This is a genomic window from Chryseotalea sp., from assembly GCF_057350905.1.
In genome coordinates this window covers 177,807-191,551 of record NZ_JBMRCF010000012.1, presented here as the reverse complement: position 1 = coordinate 191,551, position 13,745 = coordinate 177,807, and the positions used below count along the sequence as shown (strand labels likewise).

Sequence of the window (13,745 nt, the reverse complement as noted above, 5' to 3'; positions counted from 1 at the left end):
GTTGTTGGTTGTTGGTTGTTGGTTGTTGGTTGTTGGTTGTTGGTTGTTGGTTGTTGGTTGTTGGTTGTTGGTTGTTGGTTGTTGGTTGTTGGTTAAAAAAAATAATATTAATCAAACAATCTAATTTTCAAATATCCAAATTTTCAAATTAACACTTAAGTACATCATCGAATTAACATATCAACGAATCAGCACATAAACTCATCAGCACATCAACTCATCAACGAATCAATATTGCTCCAACATATACTTTATCACATCGGTTGTCGTAACTATTCCCTTTAACTTCTCTCCTTCCACCACCGGCAAGGCGTGAAAATGTGCTGACGCGAAAATCTCTGCTACTTCTTTGATAGAGGTATCTGGGGAAACAGTCGTCAATTTAGATGTCATCACATGTGGAATGGTCAACATCTCCAGCATAGCCTGATCGGTACTGTCTTCTCTCTCGAATAACGCACCAAAAGTTAAACGATCTATATCAGTGCTGCTGATAATGCCTGCAATGGACTTTCCTTTCAATACCGGTAAATGACGAATTTTATGTTTACGAAAAATATCTACCACATTGGCTAAGGTATCGTCATGGTGTACTGCATAAACGTGACTAGTCATGATATGACTCACAGGTTCCTTCTTTTTCATAGGAGTGATTGTTAAAACTTACATTTGAAGCTACCGAATCCATCTACCCGCCAAGCTGAAAAGCATCATCAAAACAACTGATTTGTATCAGTCAAATAATCATGGAAGCTGACTAGTTTTATACTAACAAAACAACAAAGCCATGATCTCCGTATTATCCACCACTAATAAATACATACTACAGCCCAGCCTGTTAGATATGCACCAGCAAAGCCGCGAATGGTTATCCGCTACAGAATTTTGGAAAAAAGAAATTGATTTTTTTCAAAAACTGCTAAGCAGTAAGTCTACTTTTTTTACTGCACCGGAAGACAAACAAAAAATTGGTCACTTCCAAAGTTTAATCATGTATTACAATGTTGAAGTCATTGATAAACTTGCCCGTAAATTACGCACACATGAAAATGCACTGGCCGACATGCTGCAATCCCTAAACGAGTCAGACACGCAATATTTTCATGAGCATAAGGGGCTGATGGAAGAACTATACACTTTTGGGCGGAGTTTTAACACGTTGAAACAAGAATTATTCGAGTTTATTGAAAAAGCCCTGCGTTAAACATTTCAAATCTTTATTTATCACTGAAATCAATCAACTAAAAATTGCTTGTAATTTTTAAGGCAGATTGCTAACTAATGCCTGCAAAATTATAACGTGACTAGATTTCTATTACTCGTTTGCCTGGTAACTTACGCCTTAAGGCTTGAGGCACAAGTTATTTTAAAAGGGCAGATTCTGGATACAGGCACACGAGACCCTATCGCGTTTGCTAATATTTCTTATAATAATGGCCGTTCAGGCACCAGTACTGATATAGAGGGACAGTTCACCCTTAGCCTTCCCGAACAATACAATGGTGAAATTATCGTCAGTCATGTTGCCTACGAAAAATTGGTATTTACTTATCCCGACTTTAAAAAAAGTCATGCATTGATTTTACTAAAGCCTTTATCACTCACTTTACAGGAAGTAACGGTTGTAGCAGGTGAAAACCCTGCACACGCCTTGATTAGAAAGGTGATCAAAAACAGAGATAAAAACAACCCCGATAAACTTCGCAATTACCAATACATCTCTTACAACAAAGTAGTATTTGCTCCTTCAGAAGTAGATGCTAAAACTGATTCAACCATCAATGCACTTATCGCCATACGCGATACCAGTACATTAGAAAAAAGTCAAAAGGAGTTAATCACCTTCGACAGTCTGTCGAGGCGCATGAATTTCTTTATGTCAGAATCTGTTACAAATAAAAAAGTACTCAATCCGGGACACACAGAAGAAAAGTTAATCGGCTTAAAGGTTTCAGGATTTTCCAGTCCTTTGCTCGCCAATGTGGCAACTAACTTTCAACCTTTCTCTTTTTATGCAAGCTACCTTAACATACTTGGTAAGGATTACCTGAATCCCATTAATTCGGGTACTTTCAGCAGTTACGAGTTTCACTTATCAGACACCACCTTACATCAGCAGGATACTGTTTACATTATTGAATTTACACCCCGAACAAATAGAAATTTTGATGGCCTTAAAGGCTTTTTATCTATATCAGTAGATGGCTGGGCCATCAAAAATGTAGTCGCCTCTACGGCCGATCCCTTAGCTAAAACAAAGGTTGTAATACAACAGAATTATGAAAAAGTTGGTGACCAATGGTTTCCTGCACAATTGAACACCGACCTTGATTTTGCGGAAATGAAAATGTATGGCAGAAGTATGAGGCTTATCCACCGAACATTTTTAAGTGATATACAAATCAACACTGATTTAAAAGCAAATGAATTCTCAGGCAACGAACTAATACTGGAGAAAATTGAAAAAGAAAAAAGCGAGTCTGTAGTAAATCAATACCGAGGAAACCCACTTGATTCACTGGAAAGAAATACGTACACTGTATTGGATACATTGAAAGAACTTAAAAGTGTTATCGTCATGGAAAAAATGCTTGACGCACTGGCTACGAGCAGCATTCCACTAGGATTCTTTGAAATGGATCTCGCACGCTTCATTAACATTAACGACTATGAAGGTGCCCGGCTGGGGCTTGGTTTACATACAAGCTCATTGCTTAGTAAAAAAATCAAGTTTGGTGGCTATGTTGGTTATGGTATTCGTGACAAGACATTTAAGTATGGTGGCGATATAGAATTATTGCTGCATGAGCGGAGCGATTTTAAAATGAGACTCTCGTATAAAAATGATTTGCTTGAAGTCGGTAATAACATCAGCCTGCCTATTCAAAATGCAGGTACTACTTTTAGAAATTTTCTAGGCGAGCGTTTCGATAAAATAGAAAATTATTCTCTGGCCTTGCACTATAAAATTTTCCCAGGCTTATATCTGCAACCTTCTTTCGCCTATCAGATTTTAACACCCCAATACATTTACCAGTTTGAAAATGCAGAACAAAATCTCAATACGTTTACACTGGCAGAAAGCAGTGTTTCGTTTCGTTACTTTCACAAGGAGCAAAACCTGAGCTTTCTCGGTAAAAAAATTCCATTTTCCACAAAATACCCTATAGTTTCAGTAACGTATACTAAAGCTATTAATCTATTTAATGCTAACTTCTTCACCTACGATCGCATCAGCTTCAGTGCAAAATTTGTGAAGCACATCAGAAAGCTTGGTAAAAGCAATCTGATCCTGCAAACGCACTATCTGGATGGTCTCGCTCCTTACAATAAACTCTTTACAGGCTTTGGAGGAAAGAATGACAGTAGCATAGAAACCGATGGCTACTTCCAAACCATGTCCCTGTACGAATTTACAGGTAACTTCTATGCAGCGGCTTTTCTTAAGCACAATGTTGGCAACCTCTTCATCAACACGCGTTTTAGTAAACCTGAACTGATGCTATATCACAACATGGGAGTCACTTCTTTTTCAGTACAACAATTCCTCACTCATAATTTGGGTACAACAAACATACAAAGCATGGAGAAAGGCTTCCTTGAATCTGGTGCAGGTCTCAATAACCTCATTCGCTTTAACTATGCTGATGTAGGCTACCTCGGATTAGGGCTGTCTGCCTTTTACCGCTATGGAGCTTACCAATTACCAACTAAAAAAGACAACCTGGTTTTCAGGCTTAATGTAGCCTTCAGTTTCTAATAAGCCGGAAACCAGTGCTAACTAACAGTCATTAGCAATTACTAACAATTGCTTAACTTGGTGCACTTAATTTATCGTATGCGCTACTCTAAAATTGTCGGCCTGGGTCATCATGTACCTGAAACGGTTATTACTAATGATTATCTCTCTTCCATCATGGATACCAACGATGCCTGGATTACAGAGAGGACGGGTATCAAAGAAAGACGTTACGCTGACCCTACCAAAGATACGGTTGCCAACATGGCCGCTAAAGCCACCCACATGGCCTTAGAGCGCGCTAAGCTGACTGAAAAAGACATTGACTTTATTGTGTTTGCTACTATTACTCCCGACTACTTTTTCCCGGGCTCTGGCGTGCTTCTGCAGCGAGAATTGGGCTTGGAGAGCATTGGAGCATTGGATATTCGCAATGCATGCTCGGGCTTTATTTACGCGCTTTCTGTAGCTGACCAGTTTATTAAAAGTGGTATGTATAAGACCATTTTAGTCATTGGTGCCGAAATGCAATCTACTGCCATAGACATGACTACACGCGGTCGTAATACGGCCGTTATTTTTGCCGATGGTGCCGGTGCAGCTATTTTACAGCCTTCGGATAAACCAGGTATTTTATCCACCCACTTACATTCTGATGGCCGCTTTGCCGAAGAATTATATGTGCGCGATCCCGGCAGCAGTCGCCCCCGTGAAGAACGCCAGCCTGAACAAATTTTGGATACCACCCACTTTAAAGTGGTAATGAACGGAAACCAGGTTTTCAAGCATGCCGTGGTTCGCTTTATGGAGGTGATTAATGAGGCCCTGACAGCCAACAACTTAACCAAAGATCAGATAGATCTGCTGGTACCCCACCAAGCCAATTTGCGCATCAGTCAATATATTCAGGAGAAGCTTGCTTTACGCGATGATCAGGTTTATAACAACATCATGCGTTACGGTAATACAACAGCAGCTTCTATACCCATCGCCATGAGTGAGGCCTGGGGTGAAGGTAAAATCAAGGAAAATGATTTACTTTGTCTCGCAGCTTTCGGTAGTGGCTTTACCTGGGCCTCTGCGCTGATCCGCTGGTAGTTCAATATTTATAGTTCAAGATTCAAGTGAGAATCCGGGAATTTGAAACGTTGAATTTGATATTTTGAATTAAATAAAATGAAGACCACAACTTATAATCCCAGCCCCCTGGAAGTTGATTTTGCCAATGCCCTGTTTATCCTGCAAAAGGAAATCCAGAAGCATTTGCTAGACAATCAAATCATTAATGTTGAAACACAACTGAAGAAAGATAATCCCATGGTTAAATTCAGTTTGTTAGATAAAGATGGCGATCCGCACGAAATTGTTGTTCGCATTATTCAGATCCCTGATAAATTTTAAATTTTACCATAAAAAAATCCCCTGCCTTATAATTAGACAGGGGATTTTTTTTGAGCGTATAAATACCTAATCTTTCTTAATAGCCAGGCGATAAAGCATCGTGGCCATACCAGCAAAGAAAAGTACACCCAGGATGGAATAACCATTAGCGCCCAACAGCTCTGTTAAGCCATGTTCAGCGCTGATTTCCTTCATCGCTTTAAACACATTATCGTTTACAGAAAGTAAGGCCACAATCACACCTGCCAGGGCACCACCGGCAATCAGGCCGGTAGCAAATAAACTGCCTCTGCCTAAATCTTCATCTTGTTTAGCCTCTCCTTTCTTCTCACTTCTCCAGTCAACCACACCTTTAATGGCACCGCCAATAAAAATAGGAAGTGTTGTAGACAAGGGTAAGTACAAACCAATGGCAAAAGCCAGGGCCTTAATGCCGCACAACTCAATCATTACGGCAATAAATACACCTACCATTACAAACTGCCAGTCGAGGTTGTACGATAAAATACCCTTAGCGAGCGTGGCCATGAGGGTACCTTGAGGGGCAGGATAACGTTCACTGCCAATGGCATGTGTAATGCCTTGTGCAGCCATATCAGCCGTTGGGGTATCCAATACTTTTACCACTAAGCCAATGGCAATAGAAGAAACAATAGCACCAATAAACAAGGCGATCTGTTGAAAACGCGGTGTGGCACCAACGATATAGCCAGACTTTAAGTCTTGTGAAGTAGCTCCTGCGTTAGCAGCAGCAATACATATCATTCCGCCTACTACCAAAGCCAATGGCTCATACACTTTACCACTCCAGCCAATGGCCGTAAAGATTAAGCAGGTACCCATTAAGGTTGCGATGGTCATACCAGAAATAGGACTGTTACTTGAACCTACTAAACCAACAATACGGCTGGCTACTGTTACAAAGAAGAAACCAAAAATGATGATCAGAATACCAATCAACAATTTTTGCAGAAAACCATCACCCGGAATGCCCGGAAGCACTGTCATTAATCCTACTAAAATCACACTGCCGACAATCACTACTTTAAAAGACAGGTCACGATCAGTACGCAAAACACTGGCTTCACTTTTTTCTTTTAAGGAAGCTACACTTTCGCGGAAGGAGCTGACAATGGTCGGTATAGTTTTGATCAACGTAATAAAACCACCAGCCGCTACAGCACCGGCACCAATCTGGCGAATGTAAGCGAAGTACAAAGCACTGGAAGGATTCGCAAAAGTTTTAGTAGCCGGATCCCAACTGCCTTTACCTCCTGCAGTATTGATATCTGTTAAATAACCGAGTGTTACTAATTGTTCTGCTACCACCTCCATCGGCACTAAAGTAGAGAGCAAGGGAATAATGGCCCACCAGGCCAACACAGAACCTGCTACCAGTACACCACCAATTTTCGGCCCGATGATATAACCCACACCTAAGTATTCTGGTGTAATCTCTGCATTGGTCGTTGCCGATGGCCAGAATTTATTGGCTTGTGTTGTAATGTAAGTAGGCACCTCTGCAATCACATGAAATACCTTTTGCAGAATGGCGTAGCCCATCGCCACACCCATACCGATAAATGCAGTCTTGGCAAATACACCTCCCTTTTCACCTGCCTGCAATACAGAAGCACAGGCTGTACCTTCAGGATAGGGTAAGGTATCATGTTCTTTTACGATGAGAGATCTTCTCAAAGGGATCATCATCAAGGTACCCAACACACCACCAAAGGCGGCAAGAATAAGAATGGTCAGGTAATTGAAATAACTATCACCAACACTTACACCATTTTCGCCTGGCGATAAAAATAAAAAGCCGGGCAAGGTAAACACCACACCGGCAGCAATAGACTCACCAGCCGAACCTGTAGTTTGAATAATGTTGTTTTCTAAAATCGTTGTCTTTAAAAATTTACGCCCCAGTGTAATGGCGATTACTGCGATGGGAATGGATGCCGAAACCGTAAGACCTGCTTTCAATGCTAAGTATACGGTAGAACACCCGAAGAGAATGCCAAAGAGCGAACCAAACACGACAGACTTTACGGTAAACTCTGCAATGTTTTGCTCTGGGGCTATGTAGGGTTTAAAAATTTTAGAAGCCATTACACATCATTAAAAGTTCGAAATTCAAAGTTTAAATGTTAAGTTGTTCTCTTTACCAAGGTTCTGTCGTACACGATCATTAACAGCGTGGACAGAAAGCCCACTGCACTTAAAATATACCACATCGCTGCAGGGTTGGTTTCCATATAATTTATCCGCAACCAGTCAGCCAAATAGCCTGCCCCGATAGAACCCAGCGCCACTGGCAGAAAAGCAAAACCCATGTAAGTACCCACTTGGTTTGCAGGTGCCAGATTGCTCACATATTCATAAAATCTCGGTGCTTGTGTCGCCTCACCAAAAGCAAATACTGCAACACCAATTACCACAGCAAGCACAGTAGGTATGGCCCCTACTATAATCCATGCGATACTTGCTAATAAGAAACCAACGGTCATGGCTGTAAATGCTTTCCATTTTTTAAAGAGTACAGCCAACACAGGGCTGAAGACAATAATACAGAAAGCATCTACTGTCTCCAGAAATTCAAATTTCTCATAACCGAGTACATCCGTTGCATAGAATGGCAGCAGGTAAAATATTTGCCAGAAGATAATCCAGAAACCAGAAAAGATGAGTAAGAAGCTGATGAATCGGAAATTGCCGAACACCATAATCATATCAGAAAATACTTTAGCCAAGGTACGTTGTTCACCTTCACCGGTTGCCACAGCAGGTTCTTTAAAAAACAACATTGTGCCTACAAGTAACAGGGCCGAAGTGACTGATGACATAACCAGTACATACTCAATACCTAAATCCTGACGGATATAGTAAGCGATTATGGGAGCAATGGCACCTCCAAGGTTCACTAAAGAATAATAAATAGAAAACCCCAAAGCTCTTGAACTTTCGTTGGTTGTTTTTGCTACTGTTCCAACAATGCAAGGTTTAATCAGCGAGCCACCTGCTGCTGTAAACATCAACACAGCGATCACATAATTCCTGGCACCTACTGATGCCACAATATCCTTACCCCATTCCATGCCGGCAAGTGCAATTAAAAAGTAGCCGATAGCAAATACACTAAAGCAAGCAATCAATGTTTTCTTGAAGCCGTATTTATCGACTAATACACCCGTAAAAATGGGCAGGAAGAAAATGACGCCTGTAAAGAAGGTACCCACCAAGGCGCCAGCCTCATCTTCAAGACCCACTTTTTTGGCCAGGTAAAAAGCCAAAATAGCCTTGGCGCCATAAAAAGCGAGGCGTTCGAAGAGTTCTAAAACATTGGCAATCCAGAAAGTAGAGGAAAATCCATTACGGACTTCCTGAAAACGTTGGTTTAAGGTCATGAAACGGTTTAAGTTTTAGTCAAAAAATAATTTTGTTTTTCTAACTTATATGCTTGAATCAATAAGCTTATAAATGCCTGACCAAACAAAATTTTTTATTCGGGGCAAAGTAGGCCATACAAACGATTTTCGCAACCCCCATTCAAGATTATATATCGTTGCCGCAATCGTTTGAAGTTGTATTTTTCTTACCTTTGGAGCCTTAAAACTAAATTCACCATGCAAGAAATAGGAATAAAACCGGAGAATTCATTCTTAAAGAACTTGGGCATTTTTGAGGGAACAGCGCATTGGAATTTATCTCCAGCTGAACTAACCAAAATTGCAGTATCAAAAGGACAAGGTACCATTGCGAGCAGCGGTGCTATCGCCATTGATACGGGTGAGTTCACGGGGCGCTCCCCTAAAGATAAATTCACCGTAAAAGATGAACTGACAGAAAACAGTGTTTGGTGGAATAACTTCAACATCCCTTTCGAATCATCCAAGTTTGATGCGCTCTATCGTAAGATGATTCAATATTTTAATGGTAAAGAATTTTTTGTACGCGATGCTATTGCCTGCGCTGATCCACGCTACGCTTTAAGGGTACGTGTATTAAATGAATATGCCTGGTCTAACCAGTTTGTATATAACATGTTCCTTCGTCCTACTGAAGCTGAACTTAAATCTTTTGAACCAGAGTGGTTAATCTTAAACGCACCTGGTTTCCGCGCCAACCCTGAAGTTGACGGTACCCGTCAGCATAACTTCTCTATTATCGACTTCAAAAGAAAAATCATATTAGTAGGTGGCAGCGGATATACCGGTGAAATCAAGAAAGGTATTTTCACAGTATTGAATTTTGTATTGCCACATCAGAAGAATGTATTATCCATGCATTGCTCTGCAAACAGTGGCGCAGCTGGTGATACTGCCCTCTTCTTTGGTTTATCCGGAACTGGTAAGACTACTTTATCGGCCGACCCTAACCGTAAACTAATTGGTGATGATGAGCACGGCTGGACAGAAGATAATACCATCTTCAACTTTGAAGGTGGCTGCTATGCAAAATGTATCGACCTGACGGAAGAAAAAGAACCAGATATTTTCCGTGCTATTAAGCCCGGTGCTATTCTTGAAAACATCGTTTACAAAAAGGGAACTAGTGAAGTTGATTTTGCAGATGGCTCGCGCACTGAAAATACCCGCGTAAGTTATCCGATCGATCACATCAGTAACATCGCAGTGCCTTCTTTAGGGAAAAATCCTAAAAATATATTTTTCCTTACTTGCGATGCCTATGGTGTATTGCCTCCTATTTCAAAATTAACGCCTGGTCAGGCTGCTTTCCATTTCATTTCTGGTTATACCGCAAAAGTGGCCGGAACTGAGGCAGGCGTAACTGAGCCAACCATGACTTTCTCAGCTTGCTTTGGTGCTCCGTTCATGCCATTACATCCAACCAAATATGCAGAAATGTTAAGCCGTAAAATGCGCGAGACAAACGTAAACGTTTGGTTAGTAAACACAGGCTGGAGTGGTGGTGCTTATGGTGTAGGCAAGCGAATGAGCCTGAAGTACACAAGAGCCTTAATCACGGCAGCCCTCAATGGCGAGCTTGATAAAGTGGAATATGTAAACCATGAAGTATTTGGTGTTGCTAAGCCACAAAGCTGCCCTGGTGTTCCTGCTGAGATTTTAAATCCACGCAACACTTGGTCAGACAAAAATGCTTACGATGAAAAAGCAAATTACCTGGCTTCTGCTTTCATGAAGAACTTTGAAAAGTTTGCTGAGTTTGCCAATGAGGAAATCATGGCAGGCGCACCACGCGTGAAAGCATCTGTGTAAACCTGATAGCCTTTGAATTCCTAAGAGCCTCGCACATGCGAGGCTCTTTTATTTTCAGCACTAGACAAATAATAGGTTAATAATGTTATTGTCTTCTAACAATTACCCGCACTGACTGTTAGTAAAACATGTCTAAAACATATCTCATTATTGGTGCAAGCTCAGGCATTGGTCATGCGCTTAGTAACCAACTCAAAGCGGAAGGAAATCAGGTAATCAATGCTTCCCGCACAGGCGACATCGCGTTTGATGCACTGATCGATTCTTTTGATGCATCTGCCTTACCCGAACAACTAGATGGAGTCGCCTATTGCCCTGGTAGTATTAACCTAAAACCTTTTCATCGCCTCACCGCACAAGATTTTAGTGACGACTTTAATATCAATGTACTCGGAGCAGTAAAAGTAATTCAGGCTGTATTGCCTAAACTTAAAAACGCAGAGCAAAGTGCCATCGTGCTTTTTAGTACTGTGGCTGTTGCACAAGGCATGCCCTTTCACGCATCAGTCTCAGCTGCAAAAGGTGCTTTAGAAGGGCTTACCAAATCACTGGCGGCTGAACTGGCACCCAAAATCAGGGTCAATTGCATTGCTCCGTCTCTAACGGATACCCCATTGGCAGCAAAACTTTTGGCCAATGACGATAAGAAAAAAGCCTCTGCAGAGCGGCACCCCCTCAAACAGATCGGAACAGCCGAAGACATCGCCTCATTGGCAGCCTTCCTTTTATCCCCGAAGGCAAAATGGATATCTGGGCAAATCGTTGGTATTGATGGTGGATTGTCTACCCTGAGACCTTAGTAATTAAAAAAAGATTAGCACTTTGCTTAAATGATTTGATTAGCCCTATTTATAAGCTAAATTTCCTATTCATTAAAAAATAACTATGAACAACCGTAGACTTGTACCCTTTATCGTATTAGGGGTAATTACCCTTTTTATTATTGCAGGCATTTCATCAAGCCTTTTTTATACCATTGAAGCTGGCGAAAGAGCCGTTCTTTTTTACAAGTTCGGATCAGGGCTTGACAAGGAAAATATCCAAGGCCCAGGTTTTCATACCAAGGCACCATGGAATGAAGTTTATGTGTACAGCGTAAGAGAACAATCAAGAGATGAAAACATGGATGTACTTGATAAAAGTGGCCTTTCTATTCATGTTGATGTATCGGTTCGTTTCAGCCCGGTTTCGGATAAAATTGGTTTCATTCACGAACGATTCAACAAAGATTATGTAAACATCCTGGTAGCACCCGAAGTAAGGTCTACTGTTCGTCAGGTGATGGGTCGCTATACGGCAGAGGAAATCTACTCAACCAAACGTGCTGAAGTAGAAACCACCATTAAAGAAGAATGCGAAAAAATCCTGATTGCCAACAACGTGCACATGGTAGCCTTATTAATTCGCTCCATTAACTTACCTGAGCAAATCAAAGCCGCTATTGAAAGCAAGTTGCAGCAACAACAAGAGGCACTTGCCTACCAATTCCGCCTCGATAAAGAGAAAAGTGAGGCAGAACGTAAACGCATTGCGGCCGAGGGTGAGTCACGCGCCAACCTGATCATCAATAATAGCTTAACGGATAAACTGCTTAAAATGCGTGGTATTGAAGCCACTTTAGAGCTGGCAAAATCGCCTAATTCCAAAATTATAGTTGTCGGATCAGGTAAAGATGGTATGCCCCTGATTTTAGGAAATAATTAATTTAAACGGCTTTCTCAAACAAATGATCGGTTCTATCTTTAACCGTTAAAATCTGAAGCTCATGGCGAAAACTGCACAACTGATTTACGATGGCAAAACTTACGAATTGCCAATTATAGAAGGGACAGAAAAAGAAACCGCAATCGACATAAGTGAGTTGCTGGAAAAAACCGGCTTAACCACACTCGACATTGGTTATAAAAATACAGGCTCAACCAAAAGCGCTATTACTTTTTTGGATGGCGATAATGGTATCCTCCGCTACCGTGGCTATAGCATTGAGGACTTAGCTGCCAAATCAACTTTTTTGGAAGTATCCTACCTGCTTATTTTTGGTGAGCTCCCTACCAAAGAACAATTAACCAAGTTTACCAGCGATATTACTAAACACACGTTGGTTCACGAGGACAATAAAAAAATACTAGATGGTTTCCCATCAACTTCGCACCCTATGGGCGTGTTGGCTTCATTATTTTGCTCATTAACAGCCTTCTATCCAGAATCACTCGATCCTAACAGATCTGCTGAAGGTGTTTACCTGAGCATTGTGCGGTCACTAGCTAAAATGCCAACCTTTGCAGCCTGGTCATATAAAAATGCAGTAGGGCATCCGGTAAATTACCCAGACAACTCACTTGACTACTGCTCACGCTTCTTAAAAATGATGTATGCACTTCCTGCAGAACATTATGAAGTAGATCCGGTGGTAGCCAATGCTTTAGACAAACTCCTCATTCTTCACGCTGACCACGAGCAAAACTGCTCAACGTCAACTGTGCGTATTGTGGGTTCATCAAAAGCAAGCATCTATTCTTCAATTTCCGCTGGTATTAATGCCCTTTGGGGACCTTTACATGGTGGCGCGAATCAGGAAGTAATTGTGATGCTTGAAGCCATTAAGCAAGACGGTGGTAACATCGAAAAATGGATTAATAAAGCAAAAGATAAAAACGATCCTTTCCGTTTGATGGGCTTCGGTCACCGTGTTTACAAGAACTTCGATCCACGTGCCAAGATCATCAAAAAGGCTGCTGACGATGTCCTTGCCAAATTAGGCATCAATGATCCTGTATTGGAAATTGCCATGAAGCTTGAAGAGATTGCTTTGCGCGATCCTTACTTTATCGAAAGAAAGCTTTATCCTAATGTTGACTTCTACTCCGGTATCATTTACCGTGCCCTTGGCATTCCGGTTGATATGTTCACTGTTATGTTTGCAATGGGTCGTCTGCCAGGCTGGATTGCTCAATGGAAAGAGTTACGTGAAAACAAGGAGCCTATTGGTCGCCCGCGTCAGGTCTATGTAGGTACGCAAAGTCGGGCTTACGTAGAAATCACAAAGCGATAAGTAGACACAAATTATATTAACTTAGGGGCTGATTTATCAGCCCTTTTTTTATGGAATTACAAGAACAATTTGAAGCTGCTGCTGCCCGCTCTAAGGAATTAACAAAGCGCCCAAGCAATGAAGAACTTTTGCAATTATATGCCTTATACAAGCAAGGTAGTGAAGGCGATGTAACCGGAGAAAGACCTGGAGGCTTCGACTTTAAAGCGATTGCCAAATACGATACGTGGGCAGATTTAAAAGGCAAAACCAAAGAAGTTGCCATGCAGGAATACATTGCCCTCATGGATAAACTGTACCAACAATACGCATAACT

At 41.3% G+C, this 13,745-nt stretch carries 12 protein-coding genes; 9 read left to right on the top strand and 3 right to left on the bottom strand.

What is annotated here, in order from left to right; all coding sequences use genetic code 11:
• Positions 1-228: 228 nt before the first annotated feature.
• The gene (locus ACO1XM_RS16180; RefSeq protein WP_486230861.1) at positions 229-645 is read right to left on the bottom strand and encodes a CBS domain-containing protein; all 417 of its coding nucleotides are present in this window, start codon (positions 643-645) and stop codon (positions 229-231) included.
• Positions 646-787: 142 nt separating this feature from the next.
• Between ACO1XM_RS16180 and ACO1XM_RS16175 the strand changes: the two genes are divergently transcribed.
• The 4 genes from ACO1XM_RS16175 (at position 788) to ACO1XM_RS16160 (ending at position 5,140) form a co-directional block, all read left to right on the top strand.
• Complete coding sequence (locus tag ACO1XM_RS16175) at positions 788-1,204, top strand: hypothetical protein (RefSeq protein WP_486230859.1); 417 nt, start codon at positions 788-790, stop codon at positions 1,202-1,204.
• Between the two features lie 96 nt (positions 1,205-1,300).
• Positions 1,301-3,760 carry a DUF5686 family protein gene (locus ACO1XM_RS16170; protein ID WP_486230857.1) on the top strand — a complete coding sequence of 820 codons (2,460 nt, stop codon included), beginning with the start codon at positions 1,301-1,303 and terminating at the stop codon, positions 3,758-3,760.
• A 78-nt stretch (positions 3,761-3,838) separates the two neighbouring features.
• Positions 3,839-4,837 carry a beta-ketoacyl-ACP synthase III gene (locus ACO1XM_RS16165; protein ID WP_486230855.1) on the top strand — a complete coding sequence of 333 codons (999 nt, stop codon included), beginning with the start codon at positions 3,839-3,841 and terminating at the stop codon, positions 4,835-4,837.
• A 78-nt stretch (positions 4,838-4,915) separates the two neighbouring features.
• The gene (locus ACO1XM_RS16160; RefSeq protein ID WP_127123649.1) at positions 4,916-5,140 is read left to right on the top strand and encodes a hypothetical protein; all 225 of its coding nucleotides are present in this window, start codon (positions 4,916-4,918) and stop codon (positions 5,138-5,140) included.
• 66 nt (positions 5,141-5,206) lie between these two features.
• On the opposite strand, the gene ACO1XM_RS16155 is transcribed toward ACO1XM_RS16160, so the two are convergent.
• Both ACO1XM_RS16155 and ACO1XM_RS16150 read right to left on the bottom strand, forming a co-directional pair.
• Positions 5,207-7,249 (bottom strand): OPT family oligopeptide transporter, encoded by a 2,043-nt coding sequence (locus ACO1XM_RS16155; RefSeq protein ID WP_486230852.1) that lies wholly within the window; start codon positions 7,247-7,249, stop codon positions 5,207-5,209.
• A 38-nt stretch (positions 7,250-7,287) separates the two neighbouring features.
• Positions 7,288-8,544, bottom strand: coding sequence for an MFS transporter (locus tag ACO1XM_RS16150; protein ID WP_486230850.1), 1,257 nt, complete (start codon positions 8,542-8,544; stop codon positions 7,288-7,290).
• Between the two features lie 219 nt (positions 8,545-8,763).
• Here ACO1XM_RS16150 and pckA point away from each other — a divergent pair, with 219 nt between their 5' ends.
• The 5 genes from pckA (at position 8,764) to ACO1XM_RS16125 (ending at position 13,743) form a co-directional block, all read left to right on the top strand.
• Complete coding sequence (gene pckA / locus ACO1XM_RS16145) at positions 8,764-10,377, top strand: phosphoenolpyruvate carboxykinase (ATP) (RefSeq protein WP_486230848.1); 1,614 nt, start codon at positions 8,764-8,766, stop codon at positions 10,375-10,377.
• Between the two features lie 128 nt (positions 10,378-10,505).
• The gene (locus ACO1XM_RS16140; protein WP_486230846.1) at positions 10,506-11,177 is read left to right on the top strand and encodes an SDR family NAD(P)-dependent oxidoreductase; all 672 of its coding nucleotides are present in this window, start codon (positions 10,506-10,508) and stop codon (positions 11,175-11,177) included.
• An 85-nt stretch (positions 11,178-11,262) separates the two neighbouring features.
• Entirely contained in the window at positions 11,263-12,081 is an 819-nt protein-coding gene (locus ACO1XM_RS16135) for a prohibitin family protein (protein ID WP_486230844.1), read from the top strand.
• 61 nt (positions 12,082-12,142) lie between these two features.
• The gene (locus ACO1XM_RS16130; RefSeq protein WP_486230842.1) at positions 12,143-13,429 is read left to right on the top strand and encodes a citrate synthase; all 1,287 of its coding nucleotides are present in this window, start codon (positions 12,143-12,145) and stop codon (positions 13,427-13,429) included.
• A gap of 50 nt (positions 13,430-13,479) precedes the next feature.
• Positions 13,480-13,743, top strand: a complete 264-nt coding sequence (locus tag ACO1XM_RS16125; RefSeq protein ID WP_486230840.1) for an acyl-CoA-binding protein — start codon at positions 13,480-13,482, stop codon at positions 13,741-13,743.
• The last annotated feature ends 2 nt before the right edge of the window (positions 13,744-13,745 follow it).

What these genes read in the sequence shown, in the direction of transcription:
- ACO1XM_RS16175 (WP_486230859.1), top strand. Translation starts at nt 788, where the DNA reads ATGATCTCCGTATTATCCACCACTAATAAATACATACTACAGCCCAGC.
- ACO1XM_RS16180 (WP_486230861.1), bottom strand. Translation starts at nt 645, where the DNA reads ATGAAAAAGAAGGAACCTGTGAGTCATATCATGACTAGTCACGTTTAT.
- ACO1XM_RS16125 (WP_486230840.1), top strand. Translation starts at nt 13,480, where the DNA reads ATGGAATTACAAGAACAATTTGAAGCTGCTGCTGCCCGCTCTAAGGAA.
- ACO1XM_RS16160 (WP_127123649.1), top strand. Translation starts at nt 4,916, where the DNA reads ATGAAGACCACAACTTATAATCCCAGCCCCCTGGAAGTTGATTTTGCC.
- ACO1XM_RS16150 (WP_486230850.1), bottom strand. Translation starts at nt 8,544, where the DNA reads ATGACCTTAAACCAACGTTTTCAGGAAGTCCGTAATGGATTTTCCTCT.
- pckA (WP_486230848.1), top strand. Translation starts at nt 8,764, where the DNA reads ATGCAAGAAATAGGAATAAAACCGGAGAATTCATTCTTAAAGAACTTG.
- ACO1XM_RS16135 (WP_486230844.1), top strand. Translation starts at nt 11,263, where the DNA reads ATGAACAACCGTAGACTTGTACCCTTTATCGTATTAGGGGTAATTACC.
- ACO1XM_RS16155 (WP_486230852.1), bottom strand. Translation starts at nt 7,249, where the DNA reads ATGGCTTCTAAAATTTTTAAACCCTACATAGCCCCAGAGCAAAACATT.
- ACO1XM_RS16140 (WP_486230846.1), top strand. Translation starts at nt 10,506, where the DNA reads ATGTCTAAAACATATCTCATTATTGGTGCAAGCTCAGGCATTGGTCAT.
- ACO1XM_RS16130 (WP_486230842.1), top strand. Translation starts at nt 12,143, where the DNA reads ATGGCGAAAACTGCACAACTGATTTACGATGGCAAAACTTACGAATTG.
- ACO1XM_RS16165 (WP_486230855.1), top strand. Translation starts at nt 3,839, where the DNA reads ATGCGCTACTCTAAAATTGTCGGCCTGGGTCATCATGTACCTGAAACG.